Source organism: Gordonibacter sp. 28C (genome assembly GCF_003339845.1).
Lineage (GTDB): Bacteria > Actinomycetota > Coriobacteriia > Coriobacteriales > Eggerthellaceae > Gordonibacter.
On sequence record NZ_PPTR01000003.1, the window covers coordinates 362,556 to 383,547 of the forward strand.

Sequence of the window (20,992 nt, forward strand, 5' to 3'; positions counted from 1 at the left end):
TCGTCCGGGTCGATTTCGCTCACCATATACTGCTGGGCGTCGTTTACCCATCAAGTAAAAAGTAGTAATTTATCTGGTCATACCCTTGTCTAAAACCGCTGGTATGAGACCGGTGCGGCGCTTTCGGGCCGTGGCCTCCCCGTAGGGGCGGGGCTTGCACCGCCCCTCAACAAGGCGCGCCCTCGCAGGTCGAGCGGGCGGCCGCCGGGGACGCGATGGGGCGGCACGGCGTGTGTGGGCATGAAAAAGAGCCGAAGCCCGCTGTGGGCTCCGGCTCTTTACAAACGGTGCGGGGCGAAGCGCCCCGAAGGCGGAAGGGAGGCCGCCGGCTCACCGCATGGGCACCAGGGGCGGCTTCAACATGGGGTCGGACGTCGCGTGGGCGCGAACCATCTGCTGCTTGCGGTACTTCGCCTCGATCTCGTGCTTGAAGCCCTTGTCCTCCGCCCCGTCGGGGGTCAGGAAGAGCGCGTCGCGGGTGACGATCTCGGCTACTTTCGCACGCAGCGCCAGATCCTTGAACGTGTCGATGCGGCCCGACTGCTCGGCCTCCACCCGGGCCTCGTACGTCCTTTCGGGCGTGGGCTCGCCGAACATGAAGTCGATGTCGTCGTCGTTGAGTTCGATGCCGAAGCGAGTGGCCCACGAGGCGAGCGCTATGTCCTGCGTCACGCGGTCGCGGGCGTCCCGGTCGATCTGCTCGGCGAAGGCGACGTCGTCGAGCCCCTGGATGGCCAGGTACGCCGCGCGGTCCAGCTCGTACTGCTCGAGGAAGCGGTCGAACTCGCGCATCATCTGCTTGGTCACCTGGCTCACGACCTCGGCGGGAAGCTCCCCCTTGAGGCGTTTCCCGATCTCGCCCATGACGAGGTACTCGACGTTGTTGGCGTATTCGCGGCGACGCTCTTTGAGCAGCCTGCTCGCGGTCTTCTCGCGGAACTCGTCCACCGTGTTGGAAAGGGCGATGTTCTTCGCCACCCACGCGTCGGTGATCTCGGGCGTGACGAACCGGCGAAGCGCCAGCACCTCCATCCGGGCCACCAGCTCCACCGTCTCGGGCTCGCCCGCCTCGCCCGCGCCGCAACCGCCGTCGGCCGGCGCCTCTCGCTCGGAGGCGACCTGGGAGTAGTCGACGTACGGGAACCGCGCCTCCACGACGTCGCCCACCTCGTGCCCCAGCAGGGCGACCTCGGCCTCCTCGGGCAGCGACCCCACGCCGAGCTGCACGTCCACGTTGTCGTGGGTCAGCCCGGGAAACGGGTTGTCCCCCTCCATGGTCTTGATGTTCATGAGAACCAGGTCGTCCGCGCGCACGGGATGCGGGTCGACGGTGACGTTGGTGGCGTGCCGGGCGGCGATGCGCTCCATCTCCGCAGCCACGTCCTGCTCCGACACCGTGAAATCCGGCAGCGTCAGCGTCACTCGATCGTAGGAGCGCAGCTCGTAGTCTCCGTACTTTTCCTGAATCATAGCCCTTCCTCTCCTCGACGAAAAACGGTTTTTTCGAACCTTCAGAGCCGATGCAAGCCGGCACCGGCCCGATCGAGGCGCTAGCCCGCCCCCTCGTGCCTCTTCGCCAGAACCTGCTTCCTGCAAGGCGCGTCCGCGCCGCCGCGCGGCCTGTCGCGCCTGCCGCACGGATAGGCGCACACGATTCCGCTGTACCGGCACGGCTGAGGGCGGACGACCTCGCGCACGGCGTCGGCCAGATCGGCCCCGCAGTGCCGGCAGGAGAAGCGGCTGGCCGCCCCGTCGTCCGGAGCGTGTCCGGCCTTCGGCTTCGGCGCCTTCCAATACCCCAGGGCGTACAGGCAGTCGCCGCGGGAAAGGATCGTCGCCTTCCCGCACGCGCCGCACACGAAGGCCTTCCTTTCCGCCGGCTTGCACTTGTCGCACATCTGGCTGCAGTGCATGCACATGGCCAGTCCCCTTCCTCCGAACGAAACGGCAGCGAACGGCCCTCTCGCGCGCTTCCCGCAGCCGCGGACGCCTCGGGCGTCGCCGCGGCCGGTGCGATGGTAACGATCGGGCACCGTTGCGAGCCGGGCCACCTACGCATAGCGAGCCCGCCGATACAATACCAGCGTGTCCTCTTTGCGTAGATTTTTCCATCGGGCACGAAGGTTGAATGCGCCCGGCGGCAGGCTTCAAACCGTCGAGATTCATACCGCATGCCTTACACGCCCGAGGCTTGTTTGCGATAGCTTCTCTTTACATGATTGTTCTTTTATCGGGGGGAGGAAGAACGATGAATGCCGAGGGCAAGGGCGGGAGCGCGACCATCGTAGGAGACATCCAGAAAAGGGAAGAGGGATTGCTGTCGTTTCTCGGCGGCTTCGTCAGCCTGTCGCTGATGATACTGGCGGTTTTCCTTCTGCTGTTCGACTCGTCGCTTTCCGACGGGCGCTTCGCGCTGCTCGGCATCGAGGTGCCCTACCTGGTCGTGCTCGCGCTGTCGGCCTTCGCCTCGCTGCTGGTGCTGAAGTGGAAGTGCACGTTCTTCATGTCGTCCCGCGGCAAGCTGATCATCGTCGTCGCCTCCGTCGTGGGAACGTGCGCCTGCCCTTTGCTCTTCGGGATCGGCGCGACGTGGGCCCTGCCCCTCGTCGCCGTCGGCATCGTCTGCACGAGCTTTCGGTGGTGCCTGCGGATGTGCGAGTTCTCGCACATCCTGCTGGTGTCGCTCATCTCGATGGCGTTCGTGTGCGCCATCATAGCCACGGGCCTGTTCTCGATGATGAAGCTTTCGAACCTCGAGGTGACGGCGGTTTCCAGCAGCCTGGCCATCCTGTCGTGGATTCTGCTTAGGGCCAACAAGACGGGCGTCAACGAGGAGCTCATGTCCGTCAGCGGGGCGGAGTCCAGGAAGCGGGCGATGACGGCCAGCGCGGACCGATGGACGTACACGACCATCGGCCTGGACTTCGGCTTCGCGCTCGGCCTCGTGTGCACGCAGCGCCACGACCTCATGGAGTACGGCGCGTTGGGCACCCTTGCCCCCGCCGCCCTCTTCGTCGTGCCCGTGGCGCTGGCCGGCTTCGTCTTGCTCGCGTTCCACGAGAAACGGGACTACGCGCTCGAGCGCTACTCGAAGGACCATTTGGCCCTCACGGTCGCGCTCGGAGCCCTGCCGCTGTTCCCCCTGCCCACCGTGGGAAAGTACGCTTGCTTGATGTTCCTGATGCTCATAGCCTCCATACAGATCATCATCGTGATAAACGCAAGCGTCGAGTTCATCCGCTTCGAGGAGCTGAACCCCGCCTGGTACATGGGCGAGGAGGCGTTCGTCGGCGGAGGCGTGGCGGCAGGGCTGATCTGCGCCTTCGGAGGCGTTTCGAACGGGCTGGACTCCCCGGTGCTGCTCGCGGTCTGCATCCTGGTGGTCCTGTTCAACGTGTTCGCCCAAACGTTCATGAACAAGGGCGCCTACCCCACGTCGGATCTGTTCGACCGCATCCTGTGCATAGAGGACGAGACGAGCCCCGCCGGAGACCGCGAGCCCCTCGCCGCCGCCGACGAGAAACCCTCCGACGAAGGGCGACCGGACCGGCAGACCGGCCCGGTCGGGGAACCGGGCGGCCGCGGGGGCGCATGGCGCTTCAAAGTAGCCTACGTATGCAAGAAGTACGACCTGTCCCCCCGGCAGACCGAGATCTTCGAGCTGCTGGCGAAGGGGCGCGACGCCAAGTTCATCGAGGAGACGTTCTGCATCTCCAAAGCCACCACCAAGACGCATATCTACAACATCTACTGCAGGCTGGACATACACTCCAAACAGGAGCTCATCGACCTGGTGGAGTCGGTGTCGCCCGAAGAGATACGCGCGGCGGGTGCGCCCCCGCGAAGCAAGGCGACCCTGCTTGACCAGGCGCCGAAAACCGACGGCGGGAACAATGCGCGCGGCGCCGGCGACCCGACACGGGCACGCCCGACCGACGCGATCGGCGAGGCGCAGGTCGCAGATGTCGAAACGGCCACGGAACGCCTACGGTATCGATAAAACGGCGTCGCCTCGAACGCAGCGCCCTACAATCTTGCAAGACGAGAACCTCCAATGGAAGGAGCACCACCGTGAAAGGAAATCCCGAACTCATCGACTCGCTGAACGACCTGCTGGCCAGCGAGCTAGCCGCCATCAACCAGTACATGGTGCACGCGGAAATGGCCGAGGATTGGGGCTACGAGCGCCTGAGCAAGAACTTCAAGACGCGTTCGATCACCGAGATGAAGCATGCGGAGCGCCTCATCGAGCGCATCCTGTTTTTGGAAGGCACGCCCATCGTGTCGAACCTGGACGACATCCATATCGGCTCCACCATCCCGCAGCAGGTGGACAACGACCACGCCTCCGAGCTAACCGCCATCAAGATGTACAACGAGGCCATCGTGCTGGCAGGCAAGGTGCTGGACTACGCCACGCGCGACGTGCTCGAAGGCATCCTGCGCGACGAGGACAAGCACCTCGACGAGCTGGAGGAGCTGCAGGACCAGATCGAGCAGATGACGCTGCCCACGTTCCTCTCCACGCAGAACTAGCGGCAACGAGTTCGCGCGCCCGCAAACTCGGCGAATCGAAGGCCGGTGCCGGTCGGGAGAACCCCGTCCGGCACCGGCCTTTTTCGCGAGCGGGACACGGCAACCGCCTTGGATCCTCCAGCCCGAAGGATCCCTATCCCAAAAGCTTCTTCAGGTAAGCCCCCGGCGAGATGACGGGCACCTCGCTCCCCCGATAGTCGCGCTCGTTTCGCGTGACGATGTAGTCGAGGCCTGCTCGGCGGGCGGCTTCCGCCACCACGGCATCCTCGAAATCGCGGATGCCCGAATGCGCTCCTCGCAGGCATTCGCCAAAACCCACGTCCGCCACCGAAAGGGAGTCGAGCAGGATGCTCACCACTTGCAGACTGCGCGCCTTGTCGTGGTAGACATAGCGGTTCACCAGGTAGTAGATGTCGGTGAGGGTGCTCCCCGAAACGGCAAGGTGGGCCTTTCCCTGGGATGCCAGAAAAAGCAAGCTCTTCGCATCGTCCGCCCATTCTCCTCGGTCGGCGAGGGCGTCGATCACCACGTTGGTGTCTACGAGAGCGCCCATTTCTCCTCCGCCCGTATCGCACGCGCCTCGTCCACGGAGGCGGTAGGGGGAAGTATGCCGAACAGCGACTTCATCGCGTCCGAGCGTTCTGCGTAGGGGCTGGTCAGCTTCGCGATCGTACGACCGTTCTTGCTGATGAGGACATCCTCGTGCTGCGCTGCGTCGAGGTAATGCCCCAGGTTCGACTTCAATTCCGTCGCGGTTACCATCATGGCTTTTCCTCTTTCGTACGATTCCTTTTTCTTTATCGTACAATATCATAGTAGGTATCGAACAACAACCGCGCCAGGGTGCGGGCGTCTCGGCGGGCGCTCGACGCCACGCCGCACGCCTGCCGCAATCCTTACACGATCCTTGCGCGCGCATGACCTCCGCCTTGCCCGTCCTTTACCTTGCACGCATACGATAGGCGCGCAATCGACCGAAAGGACATCATGGAACCCCTCGAAACCGCATACGATCGAGGAACGTTCGGCGTGACGCGCCGCGCGTTCCTCAAACTGGCCGCCGTGGCGGGCGTGAGCGTGGCGGGCGGCATGCTCGTGTTCCCCGACCAAGAGGCGAACGCCACGTTCACGCGGCCCGACCAGCCGCAGTGGCCGACGCTCTCCGGCAACAAGGTGCGCTTCACGGTGCACAGCGACACGCACTACACCGGCTGCGACGTCGAGCAGAAGCTGCCCTACGCCTTCGACACCATCTACCAGGCCGTGCCCGACTGCGCCGCCCACGTGTTCGACGGCGACTCGGTGAACGCGGGCACCACCGGCGAGTACGCCGCGCTGTTGGCCGGCGCCAACGCCGCCATCAAGAAGCCGGCGCTGTTCGTCATGGGCAACCACGAGTACGGCGTGGGCGGCAACGCACTCGGCGGCAACGCGGTGACGAACTTCAAAAGCTTTCTGTCGCAACTGACCTGCGAGGGAGCCCCGCAGAAGCCGGGCGGCGACAAGGAGGGCAAGTTCAACGTGCACACGACCGTCGGCGGCTACCACGTGATCGCCGCCAGCTGCGGGCACGGTTACTGGTACGGCGACACCATGTACGACGACGACGGATCCACCCAGATCTCGCGCCTCGACTGGATGAAACGAGAGATAGCCGCGGCGGCGGCCGACGACCCCACCGGCACCAAGCCCATCTTCTTCATGACGCACCATCCCTTCCCCGACACCGTGTGGTACTCTCCCACGTCGTTCAACGCCGGCTGGATAGGCGACTTCGGACCCTCCGACGACCGCAACTCCAAGACGTTCTACAACGAGCTCAAGGCCAGCTACCCGCAGCTCATCCACTTCTCGGGGCACACGCACATTCCCGAGGAGGACCCGCGCTCCATCTTCCAGGACCTCGACGGGTTCACGCTCGTGCAGACCGCGACGTTCGGCAACAACTTCTGGATGCGCGGCGGCGCGAAGGCCGACGGCTACGACGAGAACGGATCCACCGGCGGGCACCCGGCCAGCGGCTACGACGCGAGCCAGTGCCTTCTCGTGGAGGTCGACCCGGCCAACGGGCACGAGGTCACCATCCGCCGCATGGACTTCCGCCGCGGATCCTACCTCGGCCGCCCCTGGACGTTCAAGGTGTCCGACAAGTCCACGTGGACCTACACGCACGAGGCCATGGGGGCCGCCAGCAAGCCGCCCGTGCTGGAGCAGGGCGCCGCCGTGCGCATCCCGACCGATTCCATCACGCAGACCGGCGCGTCGTTCACCATCACCGCCGACAAGGTGAAGCCCGACGCCTCGGGGCTGGCCGACGACGTGGTGATGGCCTACCGCATCGTCGTGGTGGACGCGCAGGGCGCCGAGGTGTACAACGCCTGCTACATGTCCGATTACTACAAGGCGCCGGTCAACCAGCCCGCCGAGTTCACGCGGCCGCTGTTCGGCGCGAAGCTCGCCCCTGAAAGCGCCTACAGCCTGAAGGCCTACGCCCGCAACCCCTGGGAGAAGGAGACGCTCGTGGGCGAGGTCATCTTCACCACTGCGGGCCAGGAGGTCGCGCCGGCCACGCCCCTTCTGTCGGTCGACTTCTCGACGGGCTCGGCCGAGGACTCGTCCGACGAGCCCCACGCCGTCACCGCGTTCGGCAGCCCCGCGTTCGAGTTGGTGGAGGACTTCGGCAAGCAGGTCGCCGTGTTCAACGGATCCACCGACGCGTTCGGCTACGATTTCGCATCCGCGGACTTCACCAAGCTGGCCACCTCCACCACCGCCGAGATACTGCTGCAGTTCACCAGGAAGCCCAGCTCGGGCTACAACGACGTCTTCTCGTGCGGGCAGGGCGGCGGCCAGTGGCTCGAGTACTATCCCGACGGACTCCTGCATTACTACTTCACCGACGGCACGACGAGCGTGTCGGCCCCGGTCGAGCCGGGCACGTGGACGCACATCACCGCCACGTACGACGGCACCGCCATCAAGATATACCAGGACGGCGTGCTGGCCGGAGAAACGGCCGCCTCGGGGCCCATAGCCCCGCCGAGCTCGTCGCCCTACCGCTGGTTCATCGGCGCCGACATCGACGGCTACGGCAATCCCCAGGCGTTCAGCGCCGCGAAGGTGGCGTTCGCCAAGCTGACGCACGGCACCGTGGCAACCGCCGAAGACGTTGCGACGAGCTACCTGGCATGCGCCCCCGCCGCCATCGAGCTTCCCGACGTGGAAGAGTTCGGCTCGCCCACGGCAGGGGCGGTTTGCATCATCGCGCTGGCAACCGCCACCGCCGCGAACGGCGCCTCCCTCGAGGTCGTGCCGAGCGTCACCGATCCCGCCGGCAACCCCGTGGGCCTCTACATCACCTCGGTGCCCGAGGGGGCCCAGATGCTCGCAGCCGCGGCAGGCGCCACGCTGTACTCTTTCATCCCCGCCGAAGAGGGCGACTACACGGTGGCCTACCGCGCCGGCTACTCGCAAGCCTCGATGGCCGTGCCGGTCGGGGCCGCCATCGTCGACCCGGGCCCCGATCCCGACCCTGACCCGGACCCCGACCCCAAGCCCGACCCGGACCCGGACCCCGATCCGGACCCCACGCCCGACCCCGTGCCCACGCCGACGCCCAACCCCGGCGGCACGGGCACCGGCGGCGGTTCGGGCACCGGCGGCGGTTCGGGCAAGCCCGAGGTATTCCCCATCTCGTCCGGCGGCTCGAAGCTGGCGAAGACGGGCGACCCCCTCGACCTCGGGGGCGCGCTGGTGGGCATGGCGGCAGCTGCCGGCGCGGCCGTCTGCGTGGCGCGCAGCTTCCTCAAGGGCGAGTTCCACGACGAGGACTCCCTGTAAGTCCGGCGTGCTTCGACCGCAGGGCCCCAGATGCCCCGCCCCTCGGCGCTTCGAGGAGCGGGGCATCTGTTTTTACGCATCGGCCTTCGATGTGAAAGACAACGGACCTGCGACGATGCTACACTCGCGGCAACGTATGGGGAGGTCGCCGCCGAAGCGCGGCGCCTGCGGCTCGCAGCGCGGGGGATGCGCGCGAGCCCGCGTCCAAGGAGGTCGCCATGACGGTTCCGGTTTGGGTCACGCCCGTTTCCATGGTCGTCTACATCGTGCTCTTGATGCTGCTCACCGAATTCATGCGACGGCACTGCCGCACGTCCATGTGGGTGTGGGTGGTGTCCCTGGTCACCATACCGCTTTGGATCGCGAACATCCCCGGCGACGACTGGTTCCGGTGGGCGAAGAACCTCTCCGTCATCCTGCCGCTCATCTTCGCGGGCGTGGGCCGCATCGCCGCCGTCGAGCAGAAGGACACGCCGTTCTGGCGCACCATGCGCAAACGCTGGGTGCGTTGGGCACTGTACGGCATCGTGTTCTGCAATATCGCCGAGGCCACGCTGCGCGATGTGCAGATGGGCAACATGATGAACGCGCTGGCCGGCTTCATATTGTGCGTCACCATGCCGTTCGGCGACAAGTACTGGAAGTACGACACGTCCAGCCACGGCGAGATCCTGTCCTACACCGTGCCCATGTGGAACTTCCTGTACACCACGTGGAACGCCTGCTTCGTGTACGCCGAGGGCCACGAGTTCTTCGCGTCCACCTGCTGCATCCTGGCCGCGGCCGAGCTCTACCCCATCATCATGCGCCGCCCCGAGCTGTACATCACCGGGCGCATCTACACGCTGGGCGCGCATCTCTTGCTGCGCAGCTGCTTCCCGCTGCTGTTCCCCACCATCATGAACAGCGCCGCATGGTTCAACCCCGAGGTCATGTACTGGTGGGGCATGGTGAACGGCATCATCGGAATCCCGTTCGTGTTCTGGTACTGCTACCAGTTGAGCAGCGGCAAGGCGCCGGTCGCGTTCCGACGCGGCAAAGCGCGGCAGAAGTACCTCGAGGGCCGCGAGAACGGAACGATCGACGAGTACGGCGACCCGGTGGATCCGGTCGCCGGGAGGGACGCGATACCTCTCGGCTAGCCTTCGACGACAGATCCGCTTTCGGCAATTCCATCGCTAAACCGATACCGGCGTTTGCCCGGCAAACCGCTGCCGCATGCTCGTCGTCCCCAAACCCTCCTCGAGAGCGACTCGCCTTCCCATCGCCCTGCAAACGGCGGGTCGCCTTCGAAGAGGCTTGAAGCACCCTATTCTTCGACGCCGCTTTCGCGTTCCAGCAGATCGATCAGCTCTTGCTGCGAATGCACATCGGTTTTTCGGTAAATGCTCTTGATGTGGCTTTTCACCGTCTCGTCGCCTATGACCAGCTCCTCGTGGATATAGGCCCGGTTGCGTCCCTTCGCCAGCAGGAAGAACACCTCGATCTCGCGCGGCGAAAGGCGGCAGCGACGCGCCAGGCGCGTGCCGGCTTTCTCGAAATCGGACGTGGCGTCGGCCTCCTCCATAGGCTTCACGAAGCCCCATCCCGTGTTGGCCGAACCGCTTCCCATGGCGAACAGCGCGATGAGAAGGATCACGAAGACGATGCCAGCCGACAGCATGGCAAGTCCCAAATCATCTTGAACGAACGCGAGGGCGCTCGAAGCGGCGATCGATCCGACGAATTGCCCCAGTTGGATGGACAGCAGACCCCATCCAACCACCCAGCCGGTGGGCACCCTTCCCCGTGCGGCCAGCACAGGCCACAGCGCCCACAGCACGATGTAGAAGTACTGATAGCCGAACTGGTGCACGGCGGTGCCGATGACGTTCCACGGCTCGTGCAGCGGCAGGAACAAGAACCCCGCCGCCATGAGCGGCAGCGCGATCTGGTATGTCAGATGGTCGAAGTCCATCTTGTACACGCTCATGGTGACGAACACGGCCAGCGCGCCGCCCGCGATGGCGATGATGTTCAACTGGTCGCGCACGCCGATCCATTCGCTGTCCACCGGAGCGATCAGCCCCTTCATGGCGCCGAACGACACGCCGAAGAACACGGCTATCACCATCATGCGCACGGGCGGCTTCTCGCGCACGCGCACGTTGCGCATGGCCCGGGGCGGCCGCGGCACGCTGCGCTTGAAATGGACGAAGCACCCCATGCTGACGAGGGGCAGCAAAACCACCGTCAGCTGCGCCATGTCGATAGGCAGCAGGCTGATGACCAGGTACGCCACGGCGGCGATCAGCAAAGACACCACACTGTAGTTCACCGTGCGCTGAGATCCCAGAGACGCCAACAGCTCGGCCCACAGCACCACGACGATGCCGCTGCCCACGCCCGTGAGCAGCGAGCCGGCCAGATAGACGGCCCAGGCGCCGCCGTCCGTTAAAACGAGCGACGGATGGGAGATGGCCAGCGTCCCCAGCGCGGTGAACGCGGCGGCAAGGACGGGGAGGCTCTTCACGTCGGACAGCGGGTTCCTCGCATAGGAGAGCAGCAGCAAAAACGCGATGGTCACCACGTTCGCCAGCAGCGACGTCACCCACAGCGGCTCCAGCGCGATGGCCGCAAGTCCCGCCGCGGCGCCGGCGGGAACCGACGAGCCGAGCAGCGTTCCCTCGGCGTAGAACAGCGAGCTCCAAAACACGCACCAGATCCACGTCCAATGCGCCGCGAACCCGAGCACGTCGGGCGTGCGCCATAGTTCCTTGCGCAACGATGATGTCATGCGTCCCTCCCCTTGCGTGCACCGGAAGCCCTCGCTTCGCGCCGCGGCGCACGAGTGAATCCGACAGCTATCCCCATGCAAGAGTATACGCGAGGGACTCATATCGTGCCGAGCTGGCCGTGCAAATAGCCTCCCCCAGGTAGGGGGAAATCACGCACGGAGCCAAAGTTCCCCCGGCCGACGGGATGATGACGCGCGGGGTCAGGCGTATGGTCGGGGCAACGCGGCAGCAAGGGGCCGCAAGCTAAACAACGGAGGAGGGAATCGAACATGGAGGAAGAAAAGAAGCAGGGCCTTTCGCGGCGGGCGTTCTTGGGTCTGGGCGGCACCGCGCTCGCGGGCGCGGCGGTTGCCGGGCTGGCGGGGTGCGCTCCGCAGAGCAGCAGCGACAAGGCATCGACGGCAAACGGGTCCGACGCGGCGGGTGGGATGCCCGTGGCCGAAAGCGGCGCTTCTGCCGGCCCCGACGTGGCGGGCAAGCACAGCTGGGAGATCGCTCCCGATGCCATCGACGGCAACAAGATCGCCAGCACCGAAGACTGCGACGTGCTCGTCATCGGCGCGGGCCTGGGCGGCTGCTGCGCCACCATCGCCGCGCTCGAGGAGGGCGCGAAGAAGGTCATCACCATCGACAAGAACCCCGAGACGGTGGTCGCGCGCGGCGTGCACATCGCCGGTTTCCATACCAAGGTGCAGCAGGGTCTTGTGGACCAGGGCCTCGTCGAGGAACCGAACTACAACAACGTCGTGCGCCGCTGGATCAACTGGGCGCAGGGCCGCGTCAAGGAGCCGCTGCTGTGGGAGTTCGCGCACAAGAGCGGGGCGTGCTTCGATTGGCTGTACGATCTGGCCACGAAGAAGGGCCTCGAGGCGCTTTTGTGGGACGGCTACTACAAGGGTCCCGATTACACCGAATATCCGGTCACGCACATCTTCTACAAGGCCGACAAGTACGAGGAAACCATCAACTTCACGTTCTACGAGGGCTCGGGCGTGGGCGACGTGTACGGCAACGCGGTGCTCGTGCCGGCTCTGTACGAGACCATCGCCGACAAGGGCGGCGAGATCCGCTGGGAAACGAAGAGCGAGCGCCTCGTCCGCGATGGCGACGGCCCGGTGACCGGCGCCATCATCTCCACCGGCAAGGACGAGTACACGCAAATCAACGCGAAATCGGTCATCATCGCCTCGGGCGACTACGCGGCCGACGACGAGATGTTCCAGTACTATTCGCCCATGACCGCCTACGCCATGGACGGCCGCTTCTACAACCCGCCCGACTGCGATACCGGCGACATGCACAAGCAGGCCATCTGGGCCGGCGCGGCCATGCAGAAGTCCGAGCCGCACGCGGCCGTCATGCACCTTGACTTCGGCGCGGCCAGCTACGGCTTCCTGCACGTGAACTGGGACGGCAAGCGCTTCAAGAACGAGGACGTGAACACCCAGTCGAAGAGCGTCACGAAGGCGTTGCAGACGCAGAAGGACGCCTGGACCATCTACGACTCGCATGGCCTGGAGCAGGTGAAGGCGCAGATGGACGCCGGCCTCGGCGGCGGCCTGCAGTGGGGCCAGCTCACGCAGCCTGTGGGCGGCGAGTATAACCTGGAAGCCCAGAAGCTCGTGCTGGAAGGCGAGATCGAAAAGGGCCAGACGGTGAAGGCCGACTCTCTGGATGAGCTTGCCGAGAAGATGGGCGTGCCGGCCGCGAACCTGAAGGCCACGGTCGATCGCTACAACGAGCTGTGCGATTTGGGCAAGGATCTCGACTACGGCAAGCGCCCCGAAGTTATGGGCAAGGTGCAGGACCCGCCGTTCTACGCGGGCAAGCTGGTGGCCAGCCTCCTCACTATGTGCGGCGGCCTGCGCACCAACGTCGACGCGCAGGTGCTCGACGCCGAGGACCAGCCGATCGAGGGTCTGTACGTGTGCGGCTCGGCCGCCGGCGAGTTCTTCGGCGCGGGCGACTACCCCACCTACGTGCCGGGCATCGGCCACGGCCGCTGCGTCACCTTCGGCCGCATCGCCGGCATCAACGCCGCCGGCGGCGATGCCGAGACGAAGATCCCCAGCCTCGACATCTAAGCATATCCCTTGCAGGCGCCGCCTCTCGGCGACGCCTGCATCCCCTTCAAAACCGCCGTCCACCCCTCCCGGACGGCGGTTTTTCGTGCACGGAAGCGATCCGCTCCCGCGTGTCCGCGAGCGAGCGGATCGCCCAAACGGCGAAGCCCGCGGAGCGCGGCGGAGGGGCTCCGACGATCGCGAAGCGGAGGGGGCCCTAGCGCTCCCAGAGGCCCGTCTTGCCGCCGTCTTTCTTCAGAAGGCGCACGTCCATGATCTCCATACCGCGATCGACGGCTTTGCACATGTCGTACACGGTGAGGCACGCCACGCTTGCGGCGGTGAGCGCCTCCATCTCGATGCCGGTCTTTCCGGTGACGCCGCAGGTGGTGGTCACATGGATGCCCACGAGGCCGTCCTCGCGCTCGCCGGCCTCCACGGGCGCGCACTCCACCTTGGCCTTCGTGATGTTCAGCGGATGGCACATGGGAATGAGGTCGCTCGTGCGCTTCGACGCCATGACGCCCGCCACGCGGGCGCAGGCCAGCACGTCGCCCTTGGCGGCCTTGCCCTCCACGATGAGCGCGAGCGTTTCCGGCTTCATGCTGATGAAGCCCTCGGCCACGGCCACGCGCTCGGTGTCGGCCTTCTGCGACACGTCCACCATGCGCACGTCGCCGTGCTCGTCGATATGGGTGAGTTGCTGCTCGGTCATGCTATCCTCCAATTTGGCTCATGCCGCGTTCGGTTCCTACCTTGTCGTGGTGCTCGTCGGGCTTGGCGCCCAGGGCCTCGGCAAACACGGCGCGCGCCGCGTCGTCGTCGCCGGCGCGCAGCGCGGTGCGCAGGTCGTACTCGTCGTCCGAGAACAGGCACGGGCGCAGCTTGCCGTCGGCCGTGAGGCGCAGGCGGTTGCACTCGCTGCAGAAGTGGCGCGACAGCGGCGAGATGAAGCCCACCGTGCCCTGCGCGTTCGGAAACTCGAAGTAGCGCGCCGGTCCCCAGCCGAGCGGCTTGTCGTCTCCGGCGGGCACCAGCTCGTCCATACCGGCGGCGCGGGCGCGCTCGTTGATGATGTCGTGCAGCTCCTCGCTGGGGACGACGTCCTCCTTGCCCCAGCCGCAGCCATGGCTGCCCGAGCTCTCGCCCACGGGCATGTACTCGATGAAGCGCACGTGCAGCGGACGGTCGATGGACAGCTTCGCGAACGCCAGATAGTCCTGGTTCAGGCTGCGCACGGCCACGGCGTTGATCTTGACGGGGTTGAAGCCCGCCTCGAGCGCGGCGTCGATGCCGTCGAGCGTCTGCTGCAGCTCGCCGCGGCGCGTGATCTGCTTGAACTGCTCGGGATCGAGCGTGTCGAGCGAGATGTTCACGCGCGAGAGCCCCGCCTGCTTGAGCTCGGCGGCCATCTTCGGCAGCAGCACGCCGTTCGTGGTCATGGACACGTTCTCTATGCCGGGCGTGTGCGCGATGGCGCGCACCAGGTCGACCACGCCCAGGCGCACGAGCGGCTCGCCGCCCGTCAGGCGGATGCTGCGTATGCCCATGCCGGCGGCGACGCGCACCGCCTCCTCCATCTCCTCGATGCTCAGGATGTCCTCGTGGGCAAGCGACTTCACGCCTTCTTCCGGCATGCAGTAGATGCACCGGAAGTTGCAGCGGTCGGTAAGCGATATTCTCAAATAGTCGATGGTGCGACCATGGCTGTCTTTCATAGGGGCCCCTTCCCTTCTCATGGGAGAATATTATAGGACATGATCCTATGATCGCGGGGCGCAATCTGGCCCAACAGGCGAAAGGACCGCCACCCGCGCGGCCGGGCCTTTATCGCGAAACCAGGTACACCTTGTCGGGCGGGATGCGGATCCACAGCTCCTCGCCTTCGTAGGGCAGGCGGTCCGCAGGCGTCGAGAGCTTGTCGATGCGCCAGAACAGGTGCTGGTGCAGGTACTTCATCTCGTCTTCCGTGCGCTCCACCGTGGGCACCTCCGTCTCGTCGCGATCGAGGAAGCCCAAGAGCACCGTGCGCTCGAAGCGCGAATCGCTCACGCGGTCCACGCGCACGCGGTAAACGTTTTCGCCGGGCCCGTCGGCGCGTTCGAGGAAGAAGGCGCGCACGCCCAGGTGCTTGACGTCCTCGGGGACGAACTCCTCCGTGGCCACCTCCACGCCCCACTTGGGCAGGCGCACCAGATGCTTGCCGCGGCGCTCGGCCGGCGTGGCGTTCTTGCAACCCGACAGCTTGATGCCGGCGAGCGACTGGGGGCTGTTCACCAGGTCGTCGCCCGTGCCCGTCTCCATGATGCGCCCGGCTTCCACCACGGCGATGCGGTCGCAGAAGCGCAGCGCCTCGTCGATGTCGTGGCTCACGTACAGCACCGTGCCGTGGAACGCGTCGAACAGGCTCACCAGGTTCTGCTCGAGCACGCTCTTCAGATGCGAGTCGAGCGCCGAGAACGGCTCGTCCAGCATGAGGATGCCGGGGCGCGCCGCCAGCATGCGGGCGAGCGCCACGCGCTGCTGCTGGCCGCCCGAGAGCTGCGCCGGGTAGCGCTTGTCGAAGCCCTCGAGGCCGAACCGCTTGAGCTCGGCCGCCACCACGGCGGCGCGCTCGCCCTTCGGCACGTCGCGCCCGATGCCCGCGCCCACGTTCTCGGCCACGGTAAGGTTCGGGAACAGCATGTAGCTCTGGAACAGCAGCGCCGTCTTGCGCTGCTGCGGCTTCAGGTTGATCTTCCGCGCGGAGTCGAAGAACACCTGCCCGTTCACTACGATGCGCCCCTCGTCGGGAGTCTCGATGCCGGCGATGCAGCGCATGGTGAGGCTCTTGCCGCACCCCGACGCGCCGAGGAACCCCAGCGTCTCGTCCCCCGCCTCGAACGCCACGTCCAGCGTGAACGACGAGAACCGCTTCTTGATGTTGACTTCAAGGCTCATGCCGGCATCGGCTCCTTCCCAAAGGTTTTCAGCTGGCGCCGCACGGGATCCTTCGACTTCGCGCTACGCGCTCCGCTCAGGATGACAGAGGGTGGCGCGCTGCGCGTCATCGTTTTGCGACGCCTCCGCCTGCGGGCAGGTTCGCATAAGGCCGCTTCCACGGGCAACCGGGCATCGCCGCCCGTCCGCGCTGCAAAGCCGCCCATCATGCTTCGGCCTTCCTGCGGTACTTCGTCGTGCGCCTGCTCCACAGGTTGATGAACAGGATGACCACGAAGCTGAATATCATGATGACGATGGTCCAGAAGATGGCCACGTCGGTGTTGCCGTTCATCCACTCGAAGTAGATGGCGATGGGGATGGTGCGCGTGATGCCGAGGTAGTTGCCGGCCAGGAAGAGCGTGGCGCCGAACTCGCCCAGGGCGCGCGCGAACGACAGCACCGTGCCTGCCGCGATGGACGACCACGACAGCGGCAGCATGAGCTTGAAGAATATCTTCGCGTTGCTCCAACCCAGCGTTCGCGCCGCGTCGAGCATGTTGGGATCGAGGTTCTCGAACGCGCCGCGCGCGTTGCGGTACATGAGCGGGAACGCCACCACCACGGCCGCCAGCACGGTTGCCTGCCAGCTGAATATGAGCGGGAAGCCGATGTCGATGAACCACTGCCCCACCGCCGTGTTCTTGCCGAACGCCAGCAGCAGCAAGAAGCCGCACACCGTGGGCGGCAGCACCATGGGGATGGTGAAGATGGAGTCTGCGATGTCCTGCGCTCGCGCGGGGATGCGCAGGCTGAAGTACGCGGCCGCCAAGCCCAGCACGAAGATGAACACGATGGCCGTGAGGGTGGTCTTGAGCGTCACCCACAAGGGGCTCAGGTCGATGCCGCCCAGGAACTCCGCCAGCGCGGCGAAGCCGGTGGCGGCGCCCACCACCTCGACGTCGCCCGCCGGGGCGAGCGTGGCGAAGTCGGCGTGCGTGAGCCGCACGTGGGCGGGGTTCGAGGCCTCGGTGACGTCCGAGCCGTCCGAGCCGACGACGCAGGCGTAGTACTCGCCCGGCTTGAGCTCCTGGTCGAACCTGTACGCCACGCCGTCCTGTTCGAACTCGGTCGCGCCCGTGAACAGCCATTCGCCTTCCACGGACAGCGTCGCGCCGCCCTTCGAGTTCTGGGCGTCCAGCGCGACCAGCAGGCGCTTGAGGTAGGAGCGGCTCTCGGAGGACCCGGCGTCGAAGCCCACCCGCTGCGCCGTGTCCGCGGGCACGTACACCACGGTGAGGCCCTCGACCGCTATGACCACCAGGCTGCCGGGCTCGTCGGACACGAAGTAGCGGTAGCCGGCGTACGTTCCGCCGATGTCGCTGTTGCTGCCCACCTGGGAGCGCGAGAAGTCCTTGAGCGCGAAGGGGCTTCCGTCGAGGGAGGCGGCCGTTCCGTCGGCGGCCAGGCTCACGGCGTCGTCGGCCGCCGTGGCGTTCTGCGCGGCGTCGGAACCCGCCCCGGCAGCCGGATTCGGCGCGTCGAGGTCGCCCTCGTCGTCGGTGCCCGCGAAGGCGAGAGCAGGGGCGAGCGCGAGCATACATGCGAAGGCGAGCGCGAAGAAGAGGGCCGAGACCCGCTTCCCCCTGCCCTTCGCGCCCATTGGCGCGGCCGCGCCAGGGCGCGCAGCGTCCGCCGCTTCGCGAGCCAGCCTGTCCCGTCCGCCCGCAGAAGCGTCTGTTTGGAAGATTCTCATGGCTTTCCTTATCGCACGGAGAGGATGGGCGCTTTGCCCATCCTCTCCTGGTCATGATACCGTATGTGCGGGAATCGTTACTCGGTAACGAGCTCGAAGCCCCACTCCTGCCACAGCTTCTTGGCATCGGCGTTGGTGGTTGCCCAGTCGAGGAACTCCTGGGCGGCTTCGGCCTGCTTGGAATCCTTGCAGATGGCGGCCGGGTAGATGATCTTCTTGTGCGTGTCGTTCGGCACGACGCCGATGACCTTCACGCCGCCGAAGCGGAACACGTCGGAGCTGTACACGAACGCCACGTCCACGGCGCCGGACTCGGCCTGCTTGCACACGTTGCCCACGGAGGTCTGCGCGTTCACCTTGCCGGCGAGCGGGGTGCCCGCGTAGGCGTCGGTGCCGTTGGCCTTGCCGGCGCTGTCGGAGCCGGTCTTGCCGTCGGGATCGACGAAGCAGTTCACCGTGGAGAGCGCCTGGTTGGCGTAGTTGCCTGCGGGCACGGAGTCGTCGCCCACGGCCACGGCGTAGTCGCCGGAAGCCACGTCCTCAAGCGTGAAGCTCTGGTCGGCACCGTACTTGGCAGCCAGCTCGGAGCTCTCGCCCGTGACCATGACCAAGTCGTTCTTGAACATGTCGAAGCGCGTGGCCTCGTCGACGTAGCCCGCGCTCACGGCGTCGTCCATCTTGCCTTTCGACGCGGAGATCAGCACGTCGGCGTACGCGCCGCCGGCCAGCTGCTCGTTGAGCTCGCCCGAGGACAGGTACTGCGTGTCCTTGAACGTGACCCAATCGTGATCCTGCGTGTAAAGCTCCTGAACGGCGTCCATGGCCTTCGACAGCGAGTTGGCCGCGAACAGCTGCAGCTCCACGGCCTCGTGCTGCTCGGTCTTGGGCTCGTCGGCTTTGGACTCGTCGGCCTTCTGGTCGTTCGACGAGCAGCCGAACATCGCGAACGCGCCCACCATGGCGAACGCGCAAGCTGCCGCCACCGCAATGCGAATGTGCTTCTTCATTGGTACCCTTCCCTGGTTCTCTTTTTGACATCGTCCCAACAGCACCGATCGACCAGCCCCCTGAACTCGGCCGATCCGCGCTTTGATGCACTTATACTATTCTTTTTATAGTATATAGTCAAATACAAATATCATCATTGGAGCAGAAAGGACGGCAAAAAAATCAACATCGGAGCCGGGGACGCGCCGCCGCGCGCCTTCCGCCGAGTAGGCGCGGCCTTCGAGAAGCCGAGCCCTACGAATGGGGCGAAGGAGACGAGACGCCCTCCGCGTCGAGCCTTACCACGCGGGTGGCCACGCGCTCGGTGAGGGCCGGGGAATGGGACACGAACACCAGCCCGATGCCCCGCCGCTCGGTCTCCGCCACCAGGAAGCGCCATATCTGGGCTTGGGTGACGGCGTCGAGCATGGTGGACACCTCGTCGGCCACCAGATAGCGCGGACGCACGGCCAGCGCGCGGGCGATGCAGAAGCGCTGCAGTTCGCCGCCGGAAAGCTCGTGGGGGTAGCGGGTGAGCCACTTGCGCTGGATGCCCAGGTCGTCGAGCAATTGGTCGGGAACGTCGCCCGCCTCGGCCAGCGTGTTCGCCATGCGCATGCGCGGATCGACGGCCGTCTCGGGATGCTGCCATATCATCTGCACGGGGCACGCGCCGCGCTTCGGCAGGGGCTGCCCGTCCACGAGGATCTCGCCCTTCTGCGGCCGCTCGTAACCGGCCAACAACCGGCACAGCGTCGTCTTCCCGAACCCCGAAGGCGCGCTGACAGCCACCCGCTCGTCAGACGCCACCGACAAGCTAAATCCCCGGTACAAGGCCGCAGCCCCCGAATGAGCATAGGTTATGTCACGAGCCTCAAGCACGATCCTCCTCCTTGCCGCCGCCCTTTTCTCCTCCAGCCTCGACGCGAACTTCGCACCTCTCACGTGCAGGTTCAAGGGTTTCCCCGAGGAGGCCTTCGTGCTCGGAAAGCTTCGACTCCCCTTGGAGCTCGCCGGGGGCGGGGCCGCCCACCAAGCGAGTTCCACACGAGCCGAAACGACCAGTGGGCGTTTCGTGCGAGCAGGACTGCCCGAGCGACTGGGCGACCCCGCCCCCGGCGAGCGGACTCGCAGGTGGAACAGCGAAGTCGTGTTCCGGCAACGCATGCCACAGCTCGCGCGAGAACGGATGCTCCAGCGTGTCCGGCGACGCGAAGTTCGCCACGGCGGTCTCCTCCACCACGGTGCCTTCCTTGAACACCGCCACGCGGTCGGCCACGCGCAAAGCCAGCTCGATGTCGTGCGTGATGAGCAGCACGCCGCCGCCCGCGTCCGCGAAGTCGCGGAAATCGCCGAGGGCGCGCACGGCCAGATCGAGGTCGAGGCCCGGCGTGGGCTCGTCGGCGATGACGAGCCGGGGGTCGTCCATGAGCGCGCAGCACAGCAGCACGCGGCGCGCCATGCCGCCCGACAGTTCGAACGGGTAGAAGTCCGCCACGTCTTCCGAAAGCCCGTAGCGCGCGAACAGCCTCTCGCGGCGCAGGCTTCGCTCGGCGCGCGGAACGTCCGAGCGCGCGAAACCCTCCACCTGCCGCCCCACCTTCATGAGCGGGTCCAAATGGTTCACGCTCTGGGGCACGAGCGAGATGCCGTTGCCGCGGCGCTCCGCGAGCGACCCGGCGTCCTGGAGCTCGCCGTCGTACCAGATGCGGCCGGTCACGGTGGCGTTCGGCTCGAACAGTCCCAAAATGGCGTCGGCTAGAAGCGTTTTGCCCGAACCCGACGCGCCCACCACGGCCACGATCTCGCCCACGTGCACCGAGATGCTCAAGCGGTGGATGACCTCCACCACGCGCTGCCGCGCGCGAAAGAACGGGGCGCCCTCGTCGTACATGCGGAAGCCCACGCTCAAGTCCTCCACTTGCAGCAGATGGTGCCCGTGCTCGTGATGCGATACCGGGGCATGCGTGTGGTGGTGGTGCTTTTGGACGTCGGCATGGCTCGTGCGCTCATGGTCGCGCGCGTCGAGGCGCGCGTCCGGCGCCGCGTCGGACTCGGTCGCACGGAATGCCTGCGATTCGCCTTGCGTCATGCTGCCGTCTTCCACGTCTGCC

Annotated in this window: 17 protein-coding genes; 5 read left to right on the top strand and 12 right to left on the bottom strand. The window is 66.0% G+C overall.

Translation table 11 applies throughout. From position 1 onward, the window contains the following. Positions 1-330: 330 nt before the first annotated feature. Positions 331-1,470, bottom strand: a complete 1,140-nt coding sequence (locus C1878_RS16545; protein WP_158539737.1) for a hypothetical protein — start codon at positions 1,468-1,470, stop codon at positions 331-333. Positions 1,471-1,550: 80 nt separating this feature from the next. After that, entirely contained in the window at positions 1,551-1,919 is a 369-nt protein-coding gene (locus C1878_RS16550) for a hypothetical protein (protein WP_158539738.1), read from the bottom strand. Between the two features lie 329 nt (positions 1,920-2,248). Here C1878_RS16550 and C1878_RS05760 point away from each other — a divergent pair, with 329 nt between their 5' ends. After that, positions 2,249-4,000 (top strand): LuxR C-terminal-related transcriptional regulator, encoded by a 1,752-nt coding sequence (locus C1878_RS05760; protein WP_158539739.1) that lies wholly within the window; start codon positions 2,249-2,251, stop codon positions 3,998-4,000. Between the two features lie 71 nt (positions 4,001-4,071). Further along, entirely contained in the window at positions 4,072-4,536 is a 465-nt protein-coding gene (gene bfr / locus C1878_RS05765; protein WP_080144799.1) for a bacterioferritin, read from the top strand. 133 nt (positions 4,537-4,669) lie between these two features. Here bfr and C1878_RS05770 read toward each other — a convergent pair whose 3' ends face one another. Beyond that, the gene (locus C1878_RS05770; RefSeq protein ID WP_114600732.1) at positions 4,670-5,089 is read right to left on the bottom strand and encodes a PIN domain-containing protein; all 420 of its coding nucleotides are present in this window, start codon (positions 5,087-5,089) and stop codon (positions 4,670-4,672) included. Beyond that, positions 5,074-5,301 carry a type II toxin-antitoxin system Phd/YefM family antitoxin gene (locus C1878_RS05775; RefSeq protein ID WP_114600733.1) on the bottom strand — a complete coding sequence of 76 codons (228 nt, stop codon included), beginning with the start codon at positions 5,299-5,301 and terminating at the stop codon, positions 5,074-5,076. The genes C1878_RS05770 and C1878_RS05775 overlap by 16 nt, the downstream gene beginning before the upstream one ends. A gap of 222 nt (positions 5,302-5,523) precedes the next feature. On the opposite strand from C1878_RS05775, the gene C1878_RS05780 reads away from it, so the two are divergent. Further along, on the top strand, positions 5,524-8,376 hold the full coding sequence (locus C1878_RS05780) for a LamG-like jellyroll fold domain-containing protein (protein WP_114600734.1): 2,853 nt from the start codon (positions 5,524-5,526) through the stop codon (positions 8,374-8,376). A gap of 218 nt (positions 8,377-8,594) precedes the next feature. After that, the gene (locus C1878_RS05785) at positions 8,595-9,518 is read left to right on the top strand and encodes a hypothetical protein (RefSeq protein ID WP_114600735.1); all 924 of its coding nucleotides are present in this window, start codon (positions 8,595-8,597) and stop codon (positions 9,516-9,518) included. A gap of 167 nt (positions 9,519-9,685) precedes the next feature. Here the strand turns inward: C1878_RS05785 and C1878_RS05790 are convergent, their stop codons facing one another. Further along, the gene (locus C1878_RS05790; protein WP_114600736.1) at positions 9,686-11,152 is read right to left on the bottom strand and encodes a LuxR family transcriptional regulator; all 1,467 of its coding nucleotides are present in this window, start codon (positions 11,150-11,152) and stop codon (positions 9,686-9,688) included. A gap of 270 nt (positions 11,153-11,422) precedes the next feature. Between C1878_RS05790 and C1878_RS05795 the strand changes: the two genes are divergently transcribed. After that, positions 11,423-13,237, top strand: coding sequence for an FAD-binding protein (locus tag C1878_RS05795; protein ID WP_114600737.1), 1,815 nt, complete (start codon positions 11,423-11,425; stop codon positions 13,235-13,237). 196 nt (positions 13,238-13,433) lie between these two features. Here C1878_RS05795 and moaC read toward each other — a convergent pair whose 3' ends face one another. The 7 genes from moaC to C1878_RS05830 form a co-directional block, all read right to left on the bottom strand. Further along, positions 13,434-13,931, bottom strand: coding sequence for a cyclic pyranopterin monophosphate synthase MoaC (moaC, locus tag C1878_RS05800; protein WP_080144795.1), 498 nt, complete (start codon positions 13,929-13,931; stop codon positions 13,434-13,436). Position 13,932: 1 nt separating this feature from the next. Then, the gene (gene moaA, locus C1878_RS05805; RefSeq protein WP_114600738.1) at positions 13,933-14,934 is read right to left on the bottom strand and encodes a GTP 3',8-cyclase MoaA; all 1,002 of its coding nucleotides are present in this window, start codon (positions 14,932-14,934) and stop codon (positions 13,933-13,935) included. 109 nt (positions 14,935-15,043) lie between these two features. Further along, positions 15,044-16,156 (bottom strand): sulfate/molybdate ABC transporter ATP-binding protein, encoded by a 1,113-nt coding sequence (locus C1878_RS05810; RefSeq protein WP_114600739.1) that lies wholly within the window; start codon positions 16,154-16,156, stop codon positions 15,044-15,046. A gap of 205 nt (positions 16,157-16,361) precedes the next feature. Further along, positions 16,362-17,891 carry a molybdate ABC transporter permease subunit gene (gene modB, locus C1878_RS05815; protein WP_241963624.1) on the bottom strand — a complete coding sequence of 510 codons (1,530 nt, stop codon included), beginning with the start codon at positions 17,889-17,891 and terminating at the stop codon, positions 16,362-16,364. 77 nt (positions 17,892-17,968) lie between these two features. Further along, positions 17,969-18,898, bottom strand: a complete 930-nt coding sequence (locus tag C1878_RS05820) for an extracellular solute-binding protein (protein WP_114600741.1) — start codon at positions 18,896-18,898, stop codon at positions 17,969-17,971. A gap of 235 nt (positions 18,899-19,133) precedes the next feature. Further along, positions 19,134-19,760, bottom strand: coding sequence for an ABC transporter ATP-binding protein (locus C1878_RS05825; RefSeq protein WP_114600742.1), 627 nt, complete (start codon positions 19,758-19,760; stop codon positions 19,134-19,136). Next, a complete protein-coding gene (locus C1878_RS05830; protein WP_241963625.1) occupies positions 19,753-20,985 on the bottom strand; it encodes an ATP-binding cassette domain-containing protein in 1,233 nt (410 codons plus the stop codon). Before C1878_RS05830 ends, C1878_RS05825 begins: the two co-directional genes overlap by 8 nt. Positions 20,986-20,992: the final 7 nt, after the last annotated feature.

Excerpts from the sequence above, each read along its gene's own strand:
- C1878_RS16545 (WP_158539737.1), bottom strand. The coding sequence starts at position 1,470 with ATGATTCAGGAAAAGTACGGAGACTACGAGCTGCGCTCCTACGATCGA.
- C1878_RS16550 (WP_158539738.1), bottom strand. The coding sequence starts at position 1,919 with ATGTGCATGCACTGCAGCCAGATGTGCGACAAGTGCAAGCCGGCGGAA.
- C1878_RS05760 (WP_158539739.1), top strand. The coding sequence starts at position 2,249 with ATGAATGCCGAGGGCAAGGGCGGGAGCGCGACCATCGTAGGAGACATC.
- C1878_RS05770 (WP_114600732.1), bottom strand. The coding sequence starts at position 5,089 with ATGGGCGCTCTCGTAGACACCAACGTGGTGATCGACGCCCTCGCCGAC.
- C1878_RS05775 (WP_114600733.1), bottom strand. The coding sequence starts at position 5,301 with ATGATGGTAACCGCGACGGAATTGAAGTCGAACCTGGGGCATTACCTC.
- C1878_RS05780 (WP_114600734.1), top strand. The coding sequence starts at position 5,524 with ATGGAACCCCTCGAAACCGCATACGATCGAGGAACGTTCGGCGTGACG.
- C1878_RS05785 (WP_114600735.1), top strand. The coding sequence starts at position 8,595 with ATGACGGTTCCGGTTTGGGTCACGCCCGTTTCCATGGTCGTCTACATC.
- C1878_RS05790 (WP_114600736.1), bottom strand. The coding sequence starts at position 11,152 with ATGACATCATCGTTGCGCAAGGAACTATGGCGCACGCCCGACGTGCTC.
- C1878_RS05795 (WP_114600737.1), top strand. The coding sequence starts at position 11,423 with ATGGAGGAAGAAAAGAAGCAGGGCCTTTCGCGGCGGGCGTTCTTGGGT.
- moaC (WP_080144795.1), bottom strand. The coding sequence starts at position 13,931 with ATGACCGAGCAGCAACTCACCCATATCGACGAGCACGGCGACGTGCGC.
- moaA (WP_114600738.1), bottom strand. The coding sequence starts at position 14,934 with ATGAAAGACAGCCATGGTCGCACCATCGACTATTTGAGAATATCGCTT.
- C1878_RS05810 (WP_114600739.1), bottom strand. The coding sequence starts at position 16,156 with ATGAGCCTTGAAGTCAACATCAAGAAGCGGTTCTCGTCGTTCACGCTG.
- modB (WP_241963624.1), bottom strand. The coding sequence starts at position 17,891 with ATGAGAATCTTCCAAACAGACGCTTCTGCGGGCGGACGGGACAGGCTG.
- C1878_RS05820 (WP_114600741.1), bottom strand. The coding sequence starts at position 18,898 with ATGAAGAAGCACATTCGCATTGCGGTGGCGGCAGCTTGCGCGTTCGCC.